We start from the raw sequence: 23,160 nt of genomic DNA, 5'->3' as shown, positions 1-23,160 counted from the left end.
GTTTTGATCAAGGCTGTCGTATTTGATCTGGATAATACCCTTATGGATTTTATGGCCATGAAGGAAAACGCCATCAAGGCCGCTGCCAATGCCAGGATCGATGCCGGTCTCATCATGGATGCGGCAGAGATAAAACGTGAGCTGTATGCGATTTATGACCTCAAAGGCATCGAATATCAGACGGTGTTTGACAGTTTTCTTGAAAAACACCTCGGATATATCGACTGGAAGATTCTGTCGAGCGGAGTCGTTGCATACCGGAAAGCGCGGGAAGCGTCTCTTGTCACGTATCCCCATGTCACCCTGACGCTGACCGAGCTGCTCAGGCGGGGGCTCAAACTTGCAGTCCTGTCGGATGCGCCCCGGCTGGAGGCGTGGCTCAGGCTCTGCTATCTCCAGTTGCAGCATACATTCGACTCGGTTATCACATTCGACGATACGGGTTTCAGAAAACCGCATGCAACGCCGTATCAAAAAGTCCTTTCGCTTATAAAAACCGCACCCGATGAAACACTCATGGTGGGGGACTGGCCGGAACGTGATCTCGTCGGAGCGCGCAAGGTGGGCATGTATACCGTTTTTGCCCGGTATGGTTTTGTGTTCGACCGTAAACCGGTCGGTTCGGAAGGAGCCGATTATGCCATCGACGACATACGGGAAATTCTGAATATTGTCGATACGCTCAACAAGAACGGTGGGTTGTAAAGGGTACGTTTTTCCTGGGACCCCCCCATTTTTTTAAAGAACACTTTTTATATGTTACTTCCTTTGCGTGCCCAAAGGAAGTAACCAAGGAAAAGGCACCCCGTGAAAAGCCTTTTTCCCCGTTCACTGCCCGTTTTTCGGGAATGTGTGAACTCACGAGCCTTCGGCTCGCTCGGACAGCACCCATTCTTCTTCCGAAAACCGGTTGTGACCGCGGGGCTTTTCAACGGGTTTATAAATTCACAGGCTTTAATGGTCTATATTCTATTTATAATCAATGTATTACAATACAATTCATCATGGATTTTTGGGGGTCTTAAGCATGTTTTTCCCGTTTCTATGAGGCTGCCCGGTTTTGTCCATGCAAGCGGTTTTTAAACGGAACATTCATGTTTTACTCACACGGGTGTTGTATTTTAAATGAAGGTCCGGAACGGATTCCGTCATGAAACTCCTCAACGCTGACCAGATGTCGTATGTTGACCGCGTCACCATCGAGCGGGGAACTCCCGGCGTCGAGCTTATGCGCAATGCCGGTACGGCTGTATTCAGAACCGTTTCCGGTAAAGCGGTCGGGAAGCCCGGAGACCGGATTGTCGTCCTTGCGGGAAAGGGAAACAACGGCGGTGATGGATTTCGCGTTGCCGAGCTGCTTGTCCGCGGCGGTTACCGTACGGAATTATATCTTATCGGACGCAAAGATGCTGTCTCCGGCGATGCTCTGACCTGCATGCACGATGCGGAGGCTTCGGGCATTACCGTCAACGAGATACTCGATGAAAAGGGTCTCGAAAAAGCCGCTGACCGTATCGGCTCGGCTGAAGTCATCGTTGACGCCCTGTTCGGAACCGGTCTCAGGGGCGATATAACCGGTCTGCCTGCATCCGTTATCCGGCTTGTCAACGATTCGGATTCGACAGTCGTTGCTGTGGATGTGCCGTCTGGAGTCAATGCTTCCACCGGTGAAGTATCGTGTGATACTGTCAGGGCGGATTACACCGTTACCTTCGGGTGCCTCAAGGTCGGTCATGTATTCGGACCGGGAAAACGGAAGTGTGGGCGCATCACCGTGGAAGAGATCGGTTTTGATCCGGATGTTCTTGATTCGGTCGAAGCAATCGGATTTTCGCTGACACCGTCCGAGGCGGCGCAGCGTATACCGGAGCGGGCATACAACGCTCACAAAGGTGATGCGGGACGGGTTTTCATCCTTGCCGGTTCGGTCGGTCTGACCGGCGCGGCGACAATGTCTGCCCGTGCCGTGATGCGTGTAGGGGCAGGGCTTGTCACCGTGGGATGTCCGGCGAGCCTCAACGACATTCTCGAGGTAAAGCTGACCGAGGTCATGACCCTGCCGCTTCCCGAAGTCCGCAGAAAACGCTGCCTGTCGCTCCGTGCTCTCGGCATGGTGCGTACTGCGGTTGAAAGAGCCGATGTTGTGGCGGTCGGGCCCGGACTGGGAACATACCATGAGACAGCGGAACTGGTACGGCGATTTACCGGGAATTATTCCGGCAGGATTGTGCTCGATGCGGACGGGATCAACGCATTCAGCGGAAAGGCGGCTGTGCTTGCGGATGCACCCTGTGAAATGGTCATTACCCCACATATCGGAGAGCTTTCACGCCTGACGGAACAATCCGTGAACGATATTACCGGTGATCCGGTTCGTGCAGCGCAGGAGGCTGCCGGTACGACGGGGAAAATCGTGCTCCTCAAGGGTGCTCCGACTGTTATTGCCGATCAGAATGGGACGGTCTGGATAAATCCTACGGGGAATGAATCGATGGCGACCGGCGGCATGGGAGATGTGCTGACCGGAACGATAGCAGGGCTTGCCGCACAGGGGATGAATCTGTTCGATGCCGCCGTACTCGGAGCGTATGTTCATGGCAGTGCGGGTGAACGGGTATCGGAATTGAGAGGAATGAGGGGAGTCATTGCATGCGATGCCCTGGAACAGCTTCCCTTTGTATTGAAGGAACTGACCGATAATTACCGGAGCCGTCGATCATAAATGATTCGTGGGGGCTGAAAACCGGGACGACTTGTAAACTATAATGGAGATATGTATTTATGGCAAGAGCCAAAATTATATGCACCATGGGACCGGCGTGCAGTGAACCCGGAATTATCGAGGGGCTCATTGCAAACGGCATGAACATAGCCCGTATCAACTTTTCTCATGGAAATCATGACGAATACAGGGCGATGATTTCCGCTATCAGGAATGCGGCGACAAAGAAGGGCGAGCCCATTGCCATACTCGGCGACCTTTGCGGGCCGAAGATACGTATCGGCGAGCTCGAAAAAGACGCTGTTACCCTGATTGCCGGGGAAGAAATTACCATAACGACCAATGTTGCGAGAGGAACTGCCGATCTTGTCAGCACAACGTATCCGAACCTTGCGAGTGATGTTGAAAAGGGGAGCCGGATTCTTATCGATGACGGCAGAATAGAACTGCGTGTTGTTGAGGTTCGGCCCGAAGAGGTTCGTGCGGCAATAGTGGTCGGGGGGATTCTGAAACCGCATAAGGGTATGAATCTTCCGGGAGTCAATGTCTCCGCGCCCGCAATCAGCGCCAAAGATTTCAAGGATATGGAGTTTGCAGTCCGTGAGGATATAGATTTTCTTGCCCTCTCGTTTGTGCGCTCGCCCGATGATGTCATCAAGGCAAAGAAAATGATTGCGAATTGCGGCTCCGATATCCCCGTAATCGCCAAGATAGAAAAAGAAGAGGCCGTCATTGCATTTGAACAGATACTTGAACAGGCGGACGGTATCATGATCGCCCGCGGCGATCTCGGTGTGGAAATGGCGTCCGAGCAGGTTCCGCTCATCCAGAAACGGCTTATCACAGCCTGCAACGACGCAGGAAAACCGGTTATTACCGCCACGCAAATGCTCGAATCGATGACCGTCCAGCCCAACCCTACCCGTGCTGAAACCTCCGATGTTGCGAATGCGATTATCGATGGTTCCGATGCTCTCATGCTCTCCGGGGAGACCGCTGTTGGGAAATATCCCATCAAGGCTGCCGAAACCATGAGGAGAATCATCGACGGCGTCGAGTGTGAAATGGGCAAAGGGCGCAGCTTCCTGGACTGGAAACCAAGGGAATCATCCATTGAAGAAGCGGTGACCGCCGCAGCATGCCGGGCAGCCGAACTGCTTCAGGCAAAGGCTATCGTGGCGTATACCCAGTCCGGCTCGACCGCAAGACGTCTCTCCCAGCACAGGCCGAAAACACGCATACTCGCCATCACCCCGAGCGAATCCATACGGCGGAGGCTTGCAATTTACTGGGGTGTTCGCACTGTCCTTGTCAAAGAGGTTATCGATACCGACAGCATGGTGAGCACTGCCGAGATCATTGCAAAAGCGAACGGGTATGCCGCGCCGGGAGAGATCATTGTCATCACATCGGGTACTCCGATCGGAATGGCGGGTTCGACGAATCTTATGAATGTTCATAAGGTTAAATAAACATTTCGGCTTTTTCGTGACGCTTGCTTTTTACCTCGTAATTTCATACATTTAGAATATGAAACGATGGACTGATAAAGCGATTAAACAGCAGATCGATGAGCTCATTGAAGAATCGTATTTTCTTTCCCTTTCCGACGATGAGATTCGGGCATTTTTCAGAGATTTTCTCGATGCCTGCGAGTTTGTACTCCGCACAAATGTAAGCATTCACGGCGATCTCAGAATAACAAAAATCAAAATTGCTCTGCTCAAGGCCGGACTTATAACCAGTGAAAGCCTTGTGCCCATACTTAAGACAGGAAGAGCGAATGATAACACCAGACCGTACCACGATATTTTTGTGGAACAGGTTCTCATCGCCAAGCGTGCAATTACAGGTCTGTTTGAAATGCTCAATCCGCAGGCCGCCGAGCTCGTTCTCGCTGATGTTAAAAAGAGAACTTCACGAAGGATAAAGCGTAACAACCGTAAAAGGACGCTTGTCTCCGTGATTGTGAATGTCGGATTCTATGTTCTGCTGATCGGAGCGCTTTTTCTTGTCTGGTTTGTCGGATTTCGGTAAAAAAAAGGCGATGAAATCGAATTATCCGGTAATATGAATTCTACAACCGACACGAGTTTACTTCAACTTCATTGTAACCTGGCAGACCACGTATTTCACGGATTAGACAACTCAATCAGGTAAACCTCCTGTAAATGGAACAATAAATGCCGAGAAGAACCGATATTCATAAAATTATGCTCATAGGTTCCGGACCCATTGTAATCGGACAGGCATGCGAGTTCGATTATTCCGGTACACAGGCATGTAAAGCGCTCATGGAGGAGGGATTCGAGATCGTTCTTGTCAATTCGAATCCGGCGACCATCATGACCGATCCCGAGTTTGCCCAGCGGACCTATATCGAACCCATCAATGCCGATATATGTGAAAAAATTATTGACATAGAACGCCCCGATGCGCTGCTCCCGACCATCGGCGGCCAGACAGGGCTCAATGTCGCCGTCGAACTCGCAGAGAGCGGTGTGCTCGATAAGTATGGAGTCCGCATGATCGGGGCTGATCTTGAATCCATAAAAAAAGCGGAAGACCGTCAGCTCTTCTCCAAAGCGATGCAGCGTATCAATGTGGAACAGCCGAAAGGCGGATTTGCTTATTCTATCGATGATTCGTGGAAGATACTCGAAGATGTGGGATTTCCGGCTATCATACGGCCCTCGTTCACCCTCGGCGGGACAGGCGGCGGGATTGCATACAACAGGCAGGAATTTGAATTCCAGGTCAAACATGGACTTGAGTTGAGCCCGATTTCGGAGGTTCTCATTGAAGAGTCTCTTATCGGCTGGAAGGAATTCGAGCTCGAAGTCATGCGCGATCTCAACGACAATGTGGTCATTATCTGCACCATCGAGAATTTCGATCCCATGGGTGTCCATACCGGCGATTCCATCACCGTTGCGCCCATCCAGACGCTGACCGACCGTGAATATCAGCGGATGCGTGACTGGGCAATCGATGTTATCCGCGAAATCGGCGTTGAGACCGGCGGCTCAAATATCCAGTTCGCCCAGAATCCCGAAGACGGCCGTCTTGTGATTATCGAAATGAATCCCCGGGTTTCACGGAGCTCCGCGCTTGCATCGAAAGCCACGGGATTCCCCATCGCCAAGATAGCCGCCAAGCTTGCCGTGGGCTATACACTCGACGAAATAGCGAACGATATCACCCGTAAAACAAAGGCGTGTTTTGAGCCGACAATAGATTACTGTGTGGTAAAAATCCCGCGCTGGACTTTTGAAAAATTCCCCTCAGCAGACCGCCGTCTCGGCACCCAGATGAAAAGCGTCGGCGAGGTCATGGCCATCGGAAGAACATTCAAGGAAGCCCTCCAGAAAGGAATCCGCGGCCTTGAAATCGGACGGTACGGCCTCGGCGCGGATGGGGTTGATGATGCATGGAAGCTCGATGACTGGCTTTCGTATGTGAGGACACCGTATGATGACAGGCTGTTCGCGCTTCGTAAAGCTTTTCAGGCGGGTCATACGGTTGAGGAACTGTATCAGGCCACAAAAATAGACCGGTGGTTTCTCTCCAACATGCTTGAAATCGTCGAGGAAGAACGTGAAATCGGTAAAATCCCGTTCGAGTCCGTTACTCCCGTGGAGCTGCACCGTATAAAGGCTCTGGGCTTTTCCGACCGCCAGCTTGCGTATCTCTGGAAGAAAAAGGAGCCTGATATCAGGACGCTGCGGAAAACACTCGGCATCAGGAGTGTATTCAAGACTGTGGATACCTGCGCAGCGGAATTCGAAGCGTTTACACCGTACCACTACTCGACATATGAGAACGAGTGCGAGGTCGTCAAAACAGACCGCAAGAAGATCATGATCATCGGCGGCGGCCCGAACAGAATAGGGCAGGGTATCGAGTTCGATTACTGCTGCGTTCATGCTTCGTTCGCCCTCAAGGAAGACGGATTCGAAACCATCATGGTGAATTCAAATCCAGAAACAGTCTCGACCGATTATGATACATCCGACAAGCTGTATTTCGAGCCTCTTACACTCGAGGATGTCCTCTCGATCTGCGAAAAGGAGCGCCCGGACGGAGTTATCGTGCAGTTCGGGGGTCAGACACCTCTCAAGCTGGCGAAAGGGCTCGAGGATGCCGGTGTTCCCATTATCGGGACATCTCCGGAATCCATCGATGTTGCGGAAGACCGCAAGCGGTTCGGAGCGCTCGTTGACCGTCTCTGCATCAAACAGCCGCCGAACGGCACCGCGACCGACTTTGAGGAAGCGCGGAAAATCGCCGACAGAATCGGCTATCCGGTTCTTGTCAGGCCTTCGTATGTGCTCGGCGGTCGTGCGATGATGATTTGTTATAACGTCAATGCCCTGGAATCGTACATGCGTGAGGCGGTTCATGTCTCCGAGGAACGGCCGGTACTTGTCGACAAGTTTCTCGAATCGGCGATCGAAATCGATGTCGATGCCGTGGCGGACGGTATCGATGTGGTGATCGGCGGCATCATGCAGCATATCGAGAATGCCGGGATTCACTCCGGAGATTCGGCGTGTATTCTGCCCTCCTACAGTCTGAGCGCTGATATACTTGACCGTATCAGGCGGCATACAAGTGATCTTGCCCGTGAGCTCAATGTCATCGGCCTCATGAATATCCAGTACGCCGTCAAAAATAATGAAATCTACGTGCTCGAGGTCAATCCGAGAGCATCGCGGACTGTGCCGTTCGTCTCCAAATCGATCGGTGTTCCCCTCGCAAAGATAGCCGCGCGTGTCATGACCGGAAGGACGTTGCGCGAACTAGGTTTTACCAGGGAGGTTTCCCTCAATTACTACTGTGTCAAGGAAGCGGTGCTGCCGTTCATCAAGTTCCCCGGAGTCGATTCAATACTCGGCCCCGAAATGAAATCAACCGGGGAGGTCATGGGAATCGATTATGATTTCGGTGTGGCGTTTGCCAAGTCCCAGATATCGGTGAATTCGTTCTTCCCGACTTCCGGCCGTATATTTATCAGTGTCAATGACCATGACAAGAACGATATCGTTCCCATCGCCGCCAAACTCAGGCAGGCAGGGTTCACCATCGTCGCCACATCGGGAACCAAGGACTTTCTTCAATCTCACGGCATCGAAACAGAACTTATCCTCAAGATATACGAAGGGCGACCGAATGTTCTCGACCTGCTGACCGATGGTTCCGTAGGGCTCATGATCAATACTCCCATAGGTCGCGAATCACATGCCGACGATTATGAAATCAGACGTGCCGCAATAATTCATAATGTCTCGTATACTACGACCATAGCGGGCGCAGTCGCCGCTGCCGAAGGTATTCTTTCCCTGGTATCGAAACCTGTCGGAGTCAGGTGCCTCCAGGAGTATCACAGAAACAAACCACCGGCGCTTCGGGAAGATCGGACGGTGCTTACGGCGGAGGAGGAGAAAGGACAGGCATCCTGACCGGTTACGGAACGGGATGGAGTGTTCCCGTTGTTCCGGCAGTTCGTTCGAAGACTTGACCTGCTTATCAGGTACAGAGTGAGGAATTATGAGAAAGATACTGGTATTACTTGTTGTTTTTGCTGTTTTTCTTTGCGGGTGCGCTTATTTAAACACATTTTACATGGCTCAGAAAAACTATAAGAACGGCGAACGTCAGCGTGTACGGGAGACCGGTACAACCAACAACACCTACAGAAAATTCTATAATGACGCCGTTGACGGAGCCGCCCGTCTTATCCGCGATTACCCCAACTCCAAGTATGTTGATGACAGCCTCTTTATAATCGGAATGTCCTATTTCTATCTCGGCGAATACACCCGTGCCCTCACAAAATATGATGAAATTTCCGAAGCGTTCCCCGAAAGTGAATTCATTCCGGATGTTAAATATTTCAAAGCGCGATGCCTTATCGAGCTTGACAAGTACGATGATGCCCGGATAATCCTCAGCGATTGTATTGAGAACGGTAACAGATACCAGAAGGGCCGGGCCGGACTTTCGCTCGCTGATATTTCATTCCTCGAGGAAAAATGGGACGATCTCCTGGCAGCGGCTCAGAATGTCATCGATTCGAATCCCGAAAAAGAAGAGCTGTATCAGGCCATCAGTTACAAGGGAGAAGCGCTTTACAACCTGGCACGGTATGAAGAATGTGTCCAGACTCTCGAAGAATTACTGAAAAATAAACTCGAACCGGAACTCCAGGTGAAAACAAACCTGATGATTGCGCTCGCGAAAGGTGAACTCGGAAAGTTCGAAGAGGGTCTCGGATATCTCACCGCCATGCAGAACAAAGGTGAATATGCAAAGTATGACCCGAGAATCAGGCTCCAAATCGGAAGAATATATGAACTGCAGGGCGATACGGATAAAGCGGTCGACACGTATCTTAAACTTGCCGGCGATTATCCTGATTCGGTGGCCTCATACGAAGCCTGGTACCATGTGGGAAAGCTCAGGCTCCAGGATTTTTCAAATCTCGATGATGCAAAGAGTGCATTTGATAAAGCGAAAGCTGTTAAAGCGCGGGTTGTCGATTCCTGGCTTATTGAATCCACGAACATGTCGACGCAAATTGATGCCCTGAAAAAAAAGCTCGAAACGCTCGATCAGCTCAAGAACGATCCTGTGAAAAAAGCTCATGAGCGATTTTCGCTGGCGGAACTCTACACCTTTTCGTTCAACCGCCCCGATTCGGCTCTTACACAGTATCGCATGATACTGGAGGAGGCTCCCGAAACGGACTTTGCGGTCAGGAGCGAATATTTCCTCGGATTGAACGAACTGCGGAGTGAAAACCGCTACTCGGAAGAAGCGGATCACGAGCTCATGAGCAAAATCATCGAAAAGTATCCCGAGAGCAATTTCAGCCAGGAACTGCGTGTTTTTCTTGGAGTGATCGAGAAACCGCCTGAAATAAGAGCCTTTCAGGAAGCCGAACAGGCCCGGATTTCGGGAAAGGGGGCTGATGTTTACATGCCGCTTTATCAGGCTGTTGCCGATAGTTTCCCCGATACGAAAAGCGCATACCAGGCCCGATTTATCATGGCATATTTTTACGAGCATGATGTTGGAAACAATGAAAAGGCCATTGAATTGTACACAGAGCTTACCAAGCTCGAAAAAAATGTGTACAGGAAGGATTATGTCGAGCTGGCTACCAGCAAGCTCGAACATATGAAAGAAGAACCGAAACTCCTGAAAGATATCGAGAAAAATATTGTTTACCTGACATACGGCATTGGCAAAACGACGACCGAAACTCCCTCGGAAACCCCGCAGGTAGCAGTATCCGCGAGCAAGCAGGATGAAGAGATGACTGGGTTAAAAAAAATCAGGGCCAGAAATGCGCGAATACGAAGCAGGTATTATTCGAACTGAGCGCCGCGGCAGCGCTGTCTTTATCATGCATCTTTCCTGCGGTGAAATCGCCCGTACGGTGACTCCCGGCCAGTTCGTTCAGGTGAGGGTGTGCGACGGCACCGACCCGTTTCTGCGGAGAACCTTTTCCGTATACGGCTCTGATCCTGAACGCGGACAGATAAAACTGATGGTCGAAATCGTAGGCCGCGGAACAGAGCTTTTAAGCAGTGTAAATCGAGGTGAATGCCTCAATATAATAGGCCCACTGGGAAAGGGTTTTCACCTGGATCATGCCGGTTCCGGCTCTTGTATTCTCGTTGCAGGCGGTGTCGGTGCGGCACCGCTTTTCTTTTTGTCCGATTCGATGGCCGACCGCCAGAAAAATCAGGCTGTCTTTATGATCGGGGCACGTACCGCTGAAATACACCGTGCGTTCGAGGGATTGTTCAATGAGCATGTCACGGTTGTGAAGGCCACCGATGACGGCTCTCTCGGGTATCATGGCTTTGTAACCGGTCTTCTTGAAGAGCAGGTTGGTTCGATTAATCCCGAGGTAATCTATACCTGCGGTCCCCATCCGATGATGAAGGCTGTCGCCGCTGTCGCCCATAAAGCGGGAATCCGGTGTTTTATATCGCTGGAGCAGCGCATGGCGTGTGGTATCGGGGCCTGTTACGGATGCGCCGTGCCGCTTACAGATGGCCGGATGGTGCGTTCGTGTGTGGAAGGGCCGGTTTTCGATGCGGACGAGGTGAAATGGTGATGCGGACATGCCTGTTTCAGTCGTTGTTCGGGATCGATTTCAAAAATCCTGTGATCGCCGCATCCGGAACATTCGGTTTCGGTGAGGAATTTCAGGATTATTATGATGTTTCGCTGCTCGGGGGATTTGTGACAAAGGCGGTGACTCCCGAGCCACGGACGGGCAATCCTCCGCCGCGTATCATCGAAACCCCGTCCGGCATGCTCAATGCCATCGGTCTGCAGAATCCCGGTCTTACGGTTTTTGTCGAAAGCATTCTTCCACGGATTGCCCGTCTCGATACCGTGATAATAGTGAATGTTGCGGGAAGGACTGTGGCGGACTATATGAAAGTGTGCTCGGAACTTGACCGCCACGAGGCTGTCCGGGCACTTGAAATCAATATCTCATGCCCGAATGTGAAGCAGGGCGGGGTGGCTTTCGGCACTTCGCCCCAAATCGCTTCGCAGCTTATCGAGGCTGTCCGCACCTGTACGGACAAGCCGATTATTGCGAAGCTCACACCCAATGTCACGGATATTGCCGAAATCGCCTGTGCGGTGGAGGAAAAAGGCGCCGATGCGGTTTCGCTCATCAACACGATTACCGGGATGGTGATTGATGTGGAGACGCGCCAGCCGATGCTTGCCAATGGTACGGGAGGTCTTTCGGGACCGGCAATACGGCCGGTTGCCGTCCGCATGGTGTATCAGGTCGCCCGTGCCGTGTCGGTACCGGTTATCGGTATGGGAGGAATTTTCTGCGCCCGCGATGCTCTCGAATTCATTATTGCCGGGGCATCCCTGGTCGAGGTCGGGTGTGGCATGTTTGTCGAACCGGACCTTCCGTTAAGGGTAATCGACGGAATCGGCAGCTATTGTGAAAGACATGGCGTAACGACCATATCGGATATTATCGGCAGCCTTACTGTACCGGGAGGTTAAGCCGCTGTGAAGTACATCCTGACAGCCTGTGTAATTCTTGCCGTGGTCGGGGGGTGTTCTCCCTCGCCGCGGTATACCGTTCAGAAATCGGCCCCCGAAAAAACGCCCTCGAGCAAGCCCGGGGTTTCAAAAACTCCCGAAGCGCCGATATCTACGGAAACTCCTTCCAAAATCCCTGCGGAGACCCCTACGGAAACACCGGTGGAAAAACCTCCGAAGGGGAAGAAATTTCATGGAAAGGCTTCGTTCTATGCCGAGGAGTTTCATGGCAGAAAAACCGCTAATGGGGAAACATACGACATGTATGGGTTGACCTGTGCACATAAAACACTTCCTTTCAATACCTGGCTCGAAGTGAAAAACCTTTCGAACGGCCGGACGGTTATCGTACGTGTCAACGACCGCGGCCCTTTTGCGGGTGACAGGATTATCGATCTGTCTTATGAAGCGGCAAAATCGATCAATATGATCAATGAAGGTGTTCAGGAAGTCGAGGTCACCGTTATCCGTTGAGCCTGTATAATTGAATTCACATGGCAGATATATCTGTCATTATAAAAACTGCGTATTGAGCTCTATCCCCTTCTGTTGTACCGGAGAACATTGAAATCCATGAGTAATACCGGTCTGGTCTGGTCTTTTATCGGTAAAAGATGGAAAAGTATCGCTTTCGGTTCCATCTTCGTTGTTATCACCAACCTCCTCACTGTTTTTGTTCCTTCATTCGTCGGTTCAGCAGTGGATATTCTGGGGAAACATTTTACCGCGTGGGAACTGTACCGCTTATGCGGGCTGATCCTTTTGTTTTCACTCGTTATCGGCATTTCCAGGTTCTGGATGCGATACATAATCATCGGGACATCATGGAGATTGGAGAACGACATCCGGTTGCGGCTGTTCGAGCATCTGCTCAAGCTGCCCGTACCGTTCTACAACAGGTCACGGACGGGGGATATCATCGCCCATTTTACCAACGATCTTACCGCGGTCAGGCTTATGGCAGGCCCGGCGGTGATGTACACCATGAATGCAGTAGTACTTGTTCCGCTTGCGCTCGGATTCATGCTTCACAAGAATGTCAGTCTCACATTTTACGCGGTTGTGGCATTTCCTCTCATGGCGATACTGATAAACCGTGTCGGCAAGGCGATTCACCGGAGGTTTGTCAAGGTTCAGGAATCATATTCGGACATTTCCGCTCATGTTCAGGAGGACCTCAACGGAATCAGTGTGATCAAGGCATATGTCCGTGAAAAGGGTGAATTTAAAACACTCGACTCGCTCAGTATGAAGTATCTCGAGGGAAACCGTGGAGTCATCAGGCTTCAGTCGGTTTCCCATCCTCTGCTCGATATTCTCGCCAATACGGGAATTCTGCTCGTGCTCTGGGCAGGAGGCAGAAAAATTGCATCCGGCGATGTCACTCTCGGTTTAATTGTTTCCTTCATCATGTACATCGGCATCCTTGTATGGCCATCGATAGCGCTGGGATGGGTCGTCGCGATTTTCCAGAGAGGCATGGCCTCCGCCCGCCGTATACAGGAAATTCTTGACGAGGAACCGGAACGGAGCGATGAAAGCCCCGACGACCGGCCGCTCGATGGCGCGATAACGGTGAAAGACCTCAATTTCTCGTATACGGCCAATCAGGAAGTGATCAGCGACATATCGTTCGACATCAAACCGGGCTGCACGCTCGCTCTTGTGGGAAGGACAGGATCCGGCAAGAGCACCGTTCTGAACATTCTCACCGGGTCGTATGATGTTCCGAGAGGAGTGATATTCTATGACGGTATCGATATTAACGACATTCCTCTGTCGAGATTACGGGCTTCGATAGCATATGTTCCTCAGGAGACGTTTCTGTTCAGCGAAACGGTCGAGGAGAATATCGCATTCGGCAATGCCGATGCGGATATGGAGCTTCTGTATAAAGCGGCGGAGCTGGCGGCGATTCATGAGACCATCGAGCAATTCCCGGACGGGTACGGAACGTTTTTAGGGGAGCGCGGAATAACGGTTTCCGGCGGCCAGCGCCAGCGTATCGCCATTGCACGGGCGCTCATCAGCAATGCCCCGATCATTTTTTTCGATGACTGCCTTTCCAACGTCGACACCGAGATAGAGATGAAAATCCTCAAAAACATCAGGAATGTAACCGAAAACAGGACGACGATCATCGTTACCCAGCGTCTCGGCGCAGTCAAGCATGCGGATGAGATTGTCTATCTTGAAAACGGCCGTATTATCGAACGCGGTACCCATGAAAGCCTTATGGCGCTCGATGGTTGTTATGCGGCGCTGTACAGCGAACAGGAATCTATCGAGTCTCTGGAGGACTCCGGACAACAGTGAACACTCAGGCTGACATAAAAAAGCGGGGTATCACTCCCGATTCCTTCAGGGAATATTCGCTGTGGGCGATCATCAGACGTCTCATGACGTATATACGCCCTTATACAGCGATGGCGGTAACGGCATTTATTCTGAGCATGTCGAGCTCACTGCTTCTCGTTATCCGGCCGTATTTTATCAAGACCGCAATCGACAAGTACCTGACGAAAGGCAATCTGGTTGGTTTTAACCGGTTTATGCTCCTGTTCGCCAGTATCTACGTCATAAGCGTGGTTGTCGATTATTTCCTCGGCATGCTGACCGGGATGCTCGGCCAGAAGGTCATGCACGATCTCCGCATGAATATCTTCAAACATGTCATGTCGATGGAGATGAGCTTCTTTGACCACAACCAGGTCGGCAGGCTCATGACACGTATTACCGACGATGTCAGCACACTCAACGAGCTCTATACATCGGGCGCCATTCAAATCATCAATAACTCGACCATCATCATAGGCATCATCGTGTTCATGTTCCTCATGGACTGGAAACTGGCCATCATTACAATGATACTGCTGCCATTACTGTACCTGGTCGGTCATCTCTTCGCAGACCGTGTCCGGACGGTATACCGTAACATCCGGAAAGGTACGGCCCGTCTCAATGCGTTCCTTCAGGAAAGTATTTCGGGTATCCGCATTATTCAGCTCATGCGGCGAACAGGATGGAGCTTCAATAAGTTTACAAAGTACTCCGACGATCTCATGGATGTAAAGATCAGGAATGTATTATACTATGGCCTGTTTTTCCCGATCATGGAATTTATCGGTGTTTTCGGCATGGTGCTCATTCTGGTGAAGGGAGGATTCCGCATTCAGGCGGGCACACTGCAGATCGGTGTCATGATTGCATTTGTGCGGCTCATCGACATGTTTTTCTGGCCGGTACGGGAGCTGGCGGAAAATTTCAATGTCATGCTTTCCGCCGTTGCATCGAGCGAGCGGATATTCACGCTGCTCGATACGAAACCTTCGATAACCGAGCTTCCGGCCACGGTTCCGCTTCCGAAAGATGCGGATATCGTTTTTGACAGGGTGTGGTTTGCCTATGAGGATGATGAATGGGTGCTCAGGGATGTATCGTTCCGTGTCGGGCCGGGGGAGCGGATTGCCTTTGTCGGGCCTTCAGGCGCGGGAAAAACGAGCATCATCAACCTTTTGCTCAGGTTTTACGAGGTAGACCGCGGCAGGATTCTGGTCGGAGGAAAAGACATCCGTGAGATCTCCCTGTCCGACCTTCGTCACCGTTTCGCTCTCGTGGGCCAGGAACCGTTTCTATTCAACAGGACTGTCGCTCACAATATCAATCTCGGCGATGACCGTATCACACGAGACACAATGAGCCGTGTCCTGTCGAAAATACAGTTTGACACATCGGCCAATGATTCCGGGGACCTGCTCGATATTGAAGTAATGGAGCGCGGATCACGGCTCTCCCTGGGACAACGTCAGCTCGTGAGCTTTGCCCGTGCTCTCGCCGCCGACCGTGATATTCTCGTGCTCGACGAAGCCACATCGAGTGTCGACACATATACCGAGGGAATTATCCAGAAAGCGGTGCCGGTGCTCATGGAGAACCGGACATCGATTGTCATCGCCCACCGTCTCTCAACGGTTCGCACTGTCGACCGTATCCATGTCCTCGCCCGGGGCCGGATGTGCGAAACCGGGACTCACGATGAGCTTATCAAACAGAATGGTATCTATGCGAAGCTGTGTAAAATGCACATGGTTGAATGAGGGAATACTATGAAATCAGGATCGAATATATTCTGTGAGCGTATAATCTACGGTAGTATATTAGTGCTGCTTGTAATTATAACTGTTGTGATGTCATATGCTTACATCCATTCAGCGCAAATGTCAAAAAGTCTTCGCACAGAGAATGAGACACTCACGACAGATGCACATGCTCTTACCGAAAAGCTGGCCAGATCGAATGCGATTATCGAAGACCTCACAAAAAGCTTTCCCGGTCTCAGTCCCGAAACGGTTGATGAATTCAGGAGAAGGGGCCTGTCCGACCCTCAAAATGACATTATCGCCGACCTCGGAAGCCATGAGGAGCTCATGCCGTTTCGGGGGATTTTCGGCGCACGGCCCTCGTTTTACCCTGATGTGAGGATGTACGTGCTCAACTCACGGTGGGCGTACGCTTCGTTCAACGATGGCTCGCGGCTTGGTCAGACCCTGCTCGAATACACTGTTTCGGAACGGGGGGTTATAACATGGAGGGTGATAGATAAAGCGGTGTTCGAATCAAGGTGAAGCATGTTGGCCAGAATCATTTATAAGATACAATAGAACAAGGATTTACGCGGATCGAACGGATTTACGCGGATTTGTTTTTCGTACCTGACAGATGTAACATTGTAGGGATAATTCATGAATTACCCCTACTCCGTGCTGGCGCACCGTCGCAGCAGGTCTCCGTGGTGAAATTGTTTATGAATATTTTCAGATACATTCGAATTAAATAAACGGAATTATTCCATTATACTATTTCCGGAGAAAATCATGAAACGCCGCGAGTCTTTATATCGAATTCCCCTTTTCGCAGCTTTGTTTTCAGGCGCAGCATCCATCGCTTTGTCTCAGGAACATCATGGTCATGACGGTGGCGAAAAAAATTCTCTGCCGCTGTCGTTCCGTTATCTCAAAAAAATCCGTGAGATGCTGACATGGATTCGCAACACCCAGTCTCAGAACATGCTCGAAGCATCCCACGCCATTGCCGCCAAACACATGGAAGGGCGTACCTGCTGGTGTTCATGGGACATGGGCCACGGGCCGAACATCGATATCCTTCCTCCGGGCCGTAACGGTCTCCCGGAAATTTTCAAACCGGGCTACGATCCCAAGAAATCGAAGGACGGCGATCTTTTCCTTAAATCGACGGAAAACGGCTCTCTGGACGAGGTCGACACGAAAGATATGTTCGTCATCGGAATGCCGGTGCCCTGGGGCGCCGATGCACAAGGGTACGAGCTTCTGGAAGAGCATGTCAAAAAGCTCATGATCCGTCCCTGGTGCGACATATGGATCGAGACAAACCTGACCACGGTGGGCGCGCTCATGGATGTTCCCGGAATGACCACCCCTGTGGGCCCGGCATCAGGCGTTATCGGCATGGTAACATTCTGGATGATGACAGCGGATGCATGCCGTATTATGGCCCAGAGAGGCAAATCCGTGCCGGTCAGAGGCGATGAGCCCCCGATTAACCTGAACGAGGAAAAAAGGAATGTCGGACTCGCAAGCCCTGTCATGGACGACTATTTCGACACGGTCATGAACCAGCTGGAGCTTATCGGCTCGGAAATGGGAGCGATTCGCGCGATCGCACGGATGGCGGTCGATTCCGTATTGTCCGGCGGGAGAGTATACGGGTATGACCGGTACGGCGGGTTTGCGAGCGAATCGAGGGGCAGACGGGGCGGACTTCTCCTGACCCAGGGTATTTCATGCGATAAGGATAACAACATCACGGACTGGCAGAGCTGGGCAGGAAAAGAAACGCCATCATCGAAAGACCTGATAATCATGGGATTATCCAAACCCGATGACGAGGTCGATCTGAAGAGCCTGGATACATTCAGAAAAATTGGGATGAAAGTCGTATCCATCGGCCCGATGACACGAAACGGAAAAATACCCGAGGGCAGAACCGTTCCAAAGGAAACCGATGTGCATGCCGGCGCCATGTGCGATACATACGGTATTTTTGCCATTCCGGGCTTTGACAGGAAAGTGTGTCCCACATCCGGCCCGCTTCTCAATCAGATTTTCTGGGCATCGTGCATGGAGATGGTGGAGGAAATCCGGCGCAGGACAAACGGGGATGTGCCCGCGGTTTTCAGGTCTGTGGCTTTGAAAGGTGGATACGACCATTTCTGGCAGATGATAGAGCTTTACAAGAAAAGGGGTTACTGAAGAGGAGGGCGCGCCGGTGTTGCAGTGCGCTGGTCGCCGAGCCGGTCAGCTTGACCTCGGTGTTCTCGGCAAGGTTCAGATCGCTGTTTTCCAGAGTCCGGAAAAGCAGAACGAGCAAAGCCCGGATGCCACAATCCATTTGTTTGCGGGGGATTGACGAATAGTAAAATAGACGGTACGATAATTGCGCCGAATTGTGATTTTTCATGTATGAGAGAACGCAATCGACCGCCGGACTGAAATCAAGGTTTGGCGGTCTATTGTGTCATATTTTTTTCATTTTTGTTGTATTAGTATAAAATAGATAGTATATTTCTAAAGTTATAATATGTCTTTATGGTTGTTGACATAAGCACCGACAGTTTTACTCTTTATGAGCTTGAGATAGGTGACGTGTTGTATAGATAGAATATCAGAATGATGTTTTATCTGTAAACCATATAATAAGAAGTTTAGGAACACTGAGCAACGTACTTGGGTTATGATACTATGGAAAGAGTTGTATGTAGTAACTGCAAAACAGAATTCGAAGATGAACCAGAAGTTCCACCCGAATCACGGAAGCCATGCCCATCTTGTAGTTCCACTTCTCGACTTTTTTTTAAAGATACGGGAGGGGAAATCACACCTCGCTCAAAACTTAGCTACAAGGGTAGGCGTGGAGGCAAAAGGAAGCTTTTTATCTTCGGCACCATTGGAGCAGACTTATTCAAAAAAATTCAAAAATGGATGCGCCTTGAACGTGTATTTAATAGAGAGAATGACTACTATAAAGAGGTTATCACAGACCCAAGAACTGGAGAGATCATACATCACTGTGAAGAGCCTCTGAGTAAACATCAAGAACATGGCTCAGCAAAGAAGCGGAAAACAGATAATACAGGGTAAGACTGCCTTTAAAGGCACTCGACCGGAGTCGCGGCAGCGCTCTTCATATCACTTACTCTGGTAACTTTAAGTTTGTTTGTCTTAAAGAGGCAGTTCAGTCAGCTTGGTCTTCAAGCCGCATGAAATCTAAAATGACGATTGAAATCCGTAACTGTGTGTGGGAATTCCATTGATGAAAACGAACTTGTTAAAAAGGATAGGACGAAACGTGGCTGCGTTCGCGCGCCATCCACGACGGATCACATGCCTTGACTGTGGTTTTCTTGCTTTAGAAGACAAAGAAGTGAGCACCGCTGACCGGGTCCTCCTACATATGCGTGGAACAGCGGGGGGATGTCCACCTCTTGAAAAGCTATGGTGTTTCAGATCACTGTGGGTTAATTTCGATCTGTCCTACTGTGGTGTCCCCCCTGCTGATGAAATCTTCGATATGGTTCAGGAACAGCAACGCAATTGTAAGGGTTTCTTTCGGTATAGGCCAGGATGGTCACCTCGTGATCATCAGAACTTGCTGTTGAAGTCACTCGAATGGAAACAGAAACTCATTTTCGCTGTGATAGGATCTTTGCTAGGATCAGGTTTAACTTTGTTTGTTGCTTGGTTGGCCAAGTTATTCGGGCTGAGGTGACAGCCGCATCATTGGCCTATTAAGAAGTTCCTTATAAACATCGATTAAAGCCGATGTCGTGTGGGCGTCTCTCTTTGACATCTTATAGACAAAGATAGCGCATCTTCTGTGGTTCAATCGTGTTTCACTGGGCATCCAGAGGTCTTCTGATTGGATAAATCACCAGTGTTCGATAAATGGAGAAATTCATGTTAGGCTATTTAATAATTTATGAAATTTTTTTAGAAATAGAAAATGCATTGGCGGGTTCAGTTGTGAGATAAAAATGCGATTCTAAAAAATCAAAACAACCATAATGATTATCAAATTATAAAGTAGATTGCGGTCTTATGTTTAAAATATTTATTGTGTTTTTGATGATTTCCGTTATTTATTCCAATAACGTTTTTGCTGTTTCTGAACCAGAAGCTCCAACAGAACTTACTATTAAAGATGTTCCAAATGACAATGGACATTGGATTATAGTTAAATTTAAAACTCCACCCCAGCATTTGACTTCTGTAAAATCTTATCAATTATATAGATTAACTCCAATTGGCGCTGACTCTACTTGGGTTTATACAGCGGTTTTTCCCTCTACTCTTTATGATAAAGAAGGTTTTTCATCAGCTCTGGCACCCACACCTGTAAATGGTGATTTTTGGTGGGGTCTTTGCGCTTCTGACCAAGACGTAACAAGTGATATAGCGGTAGCAGAAAAGCCTGTTGTTTATATTAGTGAGATGAGTAACATTTATTTGGGTGGTGCTATAGATAATATATCACCCAGCCCTTTTATTGCATTCAGTATTCAGCTAAATGAAAAAAATGTAATCCTTCTGATTTGGCAAGTCCCCGAGGATCACGGTATTGTCGGGTACTACGGATGGGCCGGTGTCGGTCAGCATCCGATTTACGGTGTCGAGAAGTATGAAGTTTACAAAAAAGAAAATGATGAAGAAAATTTCGTGCTTGTAGATACTGTGGAGTCTATGTCGTTATCATATACGGATTCCACTTTCGAACGTTCCGGTGTTTATGAGTACTATGTTAAGGCTGTTGATGGAAATCCGGAGCATATAGTTTTGAGCGATATTCAAACCATCGTTATACCAGAGCCGACATTGACCATTACATATCCCAACGGAGCGGAAACTATTGTCGCGGGCCAGGATACAACTATTACATGGATTGGCAATACAAATAATAATGTTAATATTGAATATACCGTGGACGGTGGTGTTACCTGGACGACCATAATTTCAAACGCGCCCTCAAGCGGGTCATATGCATGGACTGTTCCTGATATTTCTTCTATGATTTGCCGGATAAAAATTACTGATATCTTTGATTCAAATATTTATGATACAAGTGACGCGCCTTTTTCTATATTAAGCTACATCCTAAAATCCGGTTTTAAGGTGGATGCCGACCTCTTGGCCGCCGGAAACCAGGGAGTGGAGGATATTGGGAAAATTGGCGAAAGAACGCTGGTAGGGTTTGCTCTCTATGCGCAGAATTGGGAAAATGTCCCTGGATTTACGGTTGCATTCTCATGGGACCCCGCGAAGGCAGAGTACCGCGCATCATCCTCATCGACGTTTATAACAGATAATGAGTGGACTCTTAACGGCTCCACCTTTATCACCACACCGGAAGTGAATATCCTCGATGGTTCGCTATTGAGCGCGGGTGAAGTCAATAATCCGGGATATTTCACCAAGTCCTTCGCGTTGTCCGGGAGCTCTCATTCCGAAGCTACAGAGGGCCTCATATACCTGGCGATCTTTCGTACCTCTACCACATTTGCGGTCGGCGATACACTCTCCATCCGCGTCTCGGTAAGGATCGCCGATGGAAAAGGAATGATACAGGATCTCGGTGTTAAGTTCTTTTCAATAGGGATCAGGCTTTCTCCACCCACGAACTTGTCTGTATCAGATGTTGATGGCGACCATGGTCATAGTCTCCGGCTCTCCTGGACAGCATCGTCTTCCGAAAATGATAGTAATGTTGACTGGTATAAAATATATCGCTCCCAGTCAAACATACTTACCGATCCTATACCTCTTTCGCGATTCTCTTCCCTTGATTCACTCATATATGATGAACGGCTTTATACAGTTTATATTGATTCAGTAGCTGTCGGGAATAACGAGTACATCGACGAGTGTGTTCCTGTAAATGGTGTTCCGTATTACTATTGGCTTCAGGCAGTTGGTGCTAATAGCGAAAGTGAAAAAATCGCAGCAAAAGCTGTTGATACAGTTGTATGTGTTGATGAAAAGCCGGCTGCATTTGTGCTGCATCCTGCATATCCGAATCCGTTCAACCCTTCCACAACGATACAATTTGAAATTAATGAAAAAAGCAATGTCAGGTTGGTGATGTACGACATACTCGGGCGTGAAATTTCGGTTATTCAAGATGGTTTAATGAGCGCCGGATTACATGAATGTATCTGGGATGGAAGAAATAAAGAAGGAATAATAACAGGAAGCGGTGTTTATATTTATAAGATCATAGCTGGAAGTCATTCAGCCCAAGGAAAAGTTTTATTTTTAAGATAAACTTTTATTGATAATCCCATCTTTTTTTACTCTCGTATCTCCATGTTCACTTTTCATCAGATACATGAACCTTTTTTTAATTTTACATTTTTAAATAACTCCAAGTAATACAAGCATTTCCAGCTATTTCCGCTTTACCCTCCATTTCACTGATTTTCAACTGTATACCAAATTACTCTTATTTTTTTGTTGTCTTTTTTATCATGTTTTATCCTGTTATCCTGTCGAAAAATAAAGTCCTTTCTTATTCTCTATAAAATTTTTTTTATACGTGACTTTCGTTTGTCTTTTTTTTATCCTGTTATCCTGTCAAACAACTTCGGGATAAAAAAAGGGTATTGCCGATGGCACAGTTTTCAAAAAGGAGGAATGGAATGGGATCGGAAGCTTTCCGCGGACTGTTGTATCGTGGTATCGTTGTCGTATTCCTGGTTCTCGCATGGAACGTGCCGGAAAATGGTTATGCTCAGGAAAAAAAGACCGGAGCTGCTGTGCAGGGCGCTGTCACGGCTTCCGTTGGCAGTAATGCGGTCGAGCCGCGTTTCAGGCACGGCGCGTACGGGCATGAATCCATCGAGCTCGGCAATGATCGTATCCGGCTGGTCATGTTCAGGCGCCTGAACGGCTGGGCCTGGGGCGAGCTCTATACGCCCTCCGGTAAATTCATGGCGGTGCTCGAACACCTTGGCGAGGTGATGATGCGTGATCAGGACATTCCCGTGCGGCTCGAAGCCGACAGTGTTTACACGAAGACCGGCCCCGAGGGGAAAAGCCTCGTGTTCAACGTCAAATCGACCGTTGTGAGGGAAAAACTGAAAGGAACCTCGTTTGAAAAGTGGATGCTGTATCCTCTCGAGCATCCCTGTGTGGTGGGTGTTGTGACGCTGACCGTTCCTCCGGATGAACCCGTCATCTATATGAAGTTTCGTCTTGTTTGCACGGCGAACTAGTGTGTGCGTTATATACGGGGTCCCTGGCTACGTGCGGGAG

16 protein-coding genes and 1 pseudogene are annotated in these 23,160 nt (G+C 49.5%); all 17 read left to right on the top strand.

All coding sequences use genetic code 11. The features are described 5' to 3' along the window. The first annotated feature begins 3 nt into the window (after positions 1–3). The 17 genes and pseudogenes from LLG96_15100 (at position 4) to LLG96_15020 (ending at position 23,120) form a co-directional block, all read left to right on the top strand. Positions 4–705, top strand: coding sequence for an HAD-IA family hydrolase (locus LLG96_15100; GenBank protein MCE5251535.1), 702 nt, complete (start codon positions 4–6; stop codon positions 703–705). A 445-nt stretch (positions 706–1,150) separates the two neighbouring features. Continuing rightward, positions 1,151–2,722: an NAD(P)H-hydrate dehydratase gene (locus LLG96_15095; GenBank protein MCE5251534.1), complete on the top strand. Its 1,572-nt coding sequence runs from the start codon at positions 1,151–1,153 to the stop codon at positions 2,720–2,722. A gap of 59 nt (positions 2,723–2,781) precedes the next feature. After that, on the top strand, positions 2,782–4,194 hold the full coding sequence (gene pyk, locus LLG96_15090; GenBank protein ID MCE5251533.1) for a pyruvate kinase: 1,413 nt from the start codon (positions 2,782–2,784) through the stop codon (positions 4,192–4,194). A 58-nt stretch (positions 4,195–4,252) separates the two neighbouring features. Next, positions 4,253–4,759 carry a hypothetical protein gene (locus LLG96_15085; GenBank protein ID MCE5251532.1) on the top strand — a complete coding sequence of 169 codons (507 nt, stop codon included), beginning with the start codon at positions 4,253–4,255 and terminating at the stop codon, positions 4,757–4,759. 146 nt (positions 4,760–4,905) lie between these two features. Beyond that, on the top strand, positions 4,906–8,184 hold the full coding sequence (gene carB, locus LLG96_15080; GenBank protein ID MCE5251531.1) for a carbamoyl-phosphate synthase large subunit: 3,279 nt from the start codon (positions 4,906–4,908) through the stop codon (positions 8,182–8,184). 88 nt (positions 8,185–8,272) lie between these two features. Further along, on the top strand, positions 8,273–10,108 hold the full coding sequence (locus tag LLG96_15075; GenBank protein ID MCE5251530.1) for a tetratricopeptide repeat protein: 1,836 nt from the start codon (positions 8,273–8,275) through the stop codon (positions 10,106–10,108). Next, the gene (locus LLG96_15070; protein ID MCE5251529.1) at positions 10,074–10,853 is read left to right on the top strand and encodes a dihydroorotate dehydrogenase electron transfer subunit; all 780 of its coding nucleotides are present in this window, start codon (positions 10,074–10,076) and stop codon (positions 10,851–10,853) included. Before LLG96_15075 ends, LLG96_15070 begins: the two co-directional genes overlap by 35 nt. Then, positions 10,853–11,776, top strand: a complete 924-nt coding sequence (locus tag LLG96_15065) for a dihydroorotate dehydrogenase (protein MCE5251528.1) — start codon at positions 10,853–10,855, stop codon at positions 11,774–11,776. The genes LLG96_15070 and LLG96_15065 overlap by 1 nt, the downstream gene beginning before the upstream one ends. Positions 11,777–12,010: 234 nt before the next feature. Beyond that, positions 12,011–12,238 (top strand): annotated as a pseudogene (locus LLG96_15060) (septal ring lytic transglycosylase RlpA family protein). A gap of 150 nt (positions 12,239–12,388) precedes the next feature. Further along, positions 12,389–14,131 (top strand): ABC transporter ATP-binding protein/permease, encoded by a 1,743-nt coding sequence (locus LLG96_15055; protein ID MCE5251527.1) that lies wholly within the window; start codon positions 12,389–12,391, stop codon positions 14,129–14,131. Beyond that, entirely contained in the window at positions 14,128–15,912 is a 1,785-nt protein-coding gene (locus LLG96_15050; protein ID MCE5251526.1) for an ABC transporter ATP-binding protein/permease, read from the top strand. The genes LLG96_15055 and LLG96_15050 overlap by 4 nt, the downstream gene beginning before the upstream one ends. 120 nt (positions 15,913–16,032) lie before the next feature. Beyond that, complete coding sequence (locus tag LLG96_15045) at positions 16,033–16,440, top strand: hypothetical protein (protein ID MCE5251525.1); 408 nt, start codon at positions 16,033–16,035, stop codon at positions 16,438–16,440. Between the two features lie 249 nt (positions 16,441–16,689). Continuing rightward, on the top strand, positions 16,690–18,105 hold the full coding sequence (locus LLG96_15040; GenBank protein MCE5251524.1) for a hypothetical protein: 1,416 nt from the start codon (positions 16,690–16,692) through the stop codon (positions 18,103–18,105). Positions 18,106–18,121: 16 nt separating this feature from the next. Then, complete coding sequence (locus LLG96_15035) at positions 18,122–18,262, top strand: hypothetical protein (protein ID MCE5251523.1); 141 nt, start codon at positions 18,122–18,124, stop codon at positions 18,260–18,262. Positions 18,263–18,637: 375 nt separating this feature from the next. Next, entirely contained in the window at positions 18,638–18,937 is a 300-nt protein-coding gene (locus LLG96_15030) for a hypothetical protein (protein ID MCE5251522.1), read from the top strand. Positions 18,938–19,950: 1,013 nt separating this feature from the next. Continuing rightward, positions 19,951–22,170 (top strand): T9SS type A sorting domain-containing protein, encoded by a 2,220-nt coding sequence (locus LLG96_15025; GenBank protein ID MCE5251521.1) that lies wholly within the window; start codon positions 19,951–19,953, stop codon positions 22,168–22,170. A gap of 374 nt (positions 22,171–22,544) precedes the next feature. Continuing rightward, positions 22,545–23,120, top strand: a complete 576-nt coding sequence (locus LLG96_15020; GenBank protein ID MCE5251520.1) for a hypothetical protein — start codon at positions 22,545–22,547, stop codon at positions 23,118–23,120. Positions 23,121–23,160: the final 40 nt, after the last annotated feature.

The organism is bacterium (assembly GCA_021372535.1).
In the GTDB taxonomy this organism is placed as follows: domain Bacteria; phylum Latescibacterota; class Latescibacteria; order Latescibacterales; family Latescibacteraceae; genus JAFGMP01.
Note: the sequence above shows the minus strand (reverse complement) of the source record. Positions and strands in the feature narration are given on the sequence as shown.

What these genes read in the sequence shown, in the direction of transcription:
- LLG96_15095 (MCE5251534.1), top strand. Translation starts at nt 1,151, where the DNA reads ATGAAACTCCTCAACGCTGACCAGATGTCGTATGTTGACCGCGTCACC.
- pyk (MCE5251533.1), top strand. Translation starts at nt 2,782, where the DNA reads ATGGCAAGAGCCAAAATTATATGCACCATGGGACCGGCGTGCAGTGAA.
- LLG96_15085 (MCE5251532.1), top strand. Translation starts at nt 4,253, where the DNA reads ATGAAACGATGGACTGATAAAGCGATTAAACAGCAGATCGATGAGCTC.
- carB (MCE5251531.1), top strand. Translation starts at nt 4,906, where the DNA reads ATGCCGAGAAGAACCGATATTCATAAAATTATGCTCATAGGTTCCGGA.
- LLG96_15075 (MCE5251530.1), top strand. Translation starts at nt 8,273, where the DNA reads ATGAGAAAGATACTGGTATTACTTGTTGTTTTTGCTGTTTTTCTTTGC.
- LLG96_15070 (MCE5251529.1), top strand. Translation starts at nt 10,074, where the DNA reads ATGCGCGAATACGAAGCAGGTATTATTCGAACTGAGCGCCGCGGCAGC.
- LLG96_15065 (MCE5251528.1), top strand. Translation starts at nt 10,853, where the DNA reads ATGCGGACATGCCTGTTTCAGTCGTTGTTCGGGATCGATTTCAAAAAT.
- LLG96_15055 (MCE5251527.1), top strand. Translation starts at nt 12,389, where the DNA reads ATGAGTAATACCGGTCTGGTCTGGTCTTTTATCGGTAAAAGATGGAAA.
- LLG96_15045 (MCE5251525.1), top strand. Translation starts at nt 16,033, where the DNA reads ATGTCAAAAAGTCTTCGCACAGAGAATGAGACACTCACGACAGATGCA.
- LLG96_15040 (MCE5251524.1), top strand. Translation starts at nt 16,690, where the DNA reads ATGAAACGCCGCGAGTCTTTATATCGAATTCCCCTTTTCGCAGCTTTG.
- LLG96_15030 (MCE5251522.1), top strand. Translation starts at nt 18,638, where the DNA reads ATGAACCAGAAGTTCCACCCGAATCACGGAAGCCATGCCCATCTTGTA.
- LLG96_15025 (MCE5251521.1), top strand. Translation starts at nt 19,951, where the DNA reads ATGTTTAAAATATTTATTGTGTTTTTGATGATTTCCGTTATTTATTCC.
- LLG96_15020 (MCE5251520.1), top strand. Translation starts at nt 22,545, where the DNA reads ATGGGATCGGAAGCTTTCCGCGGACTGTTGTATCGTGGTATCGTTGTC.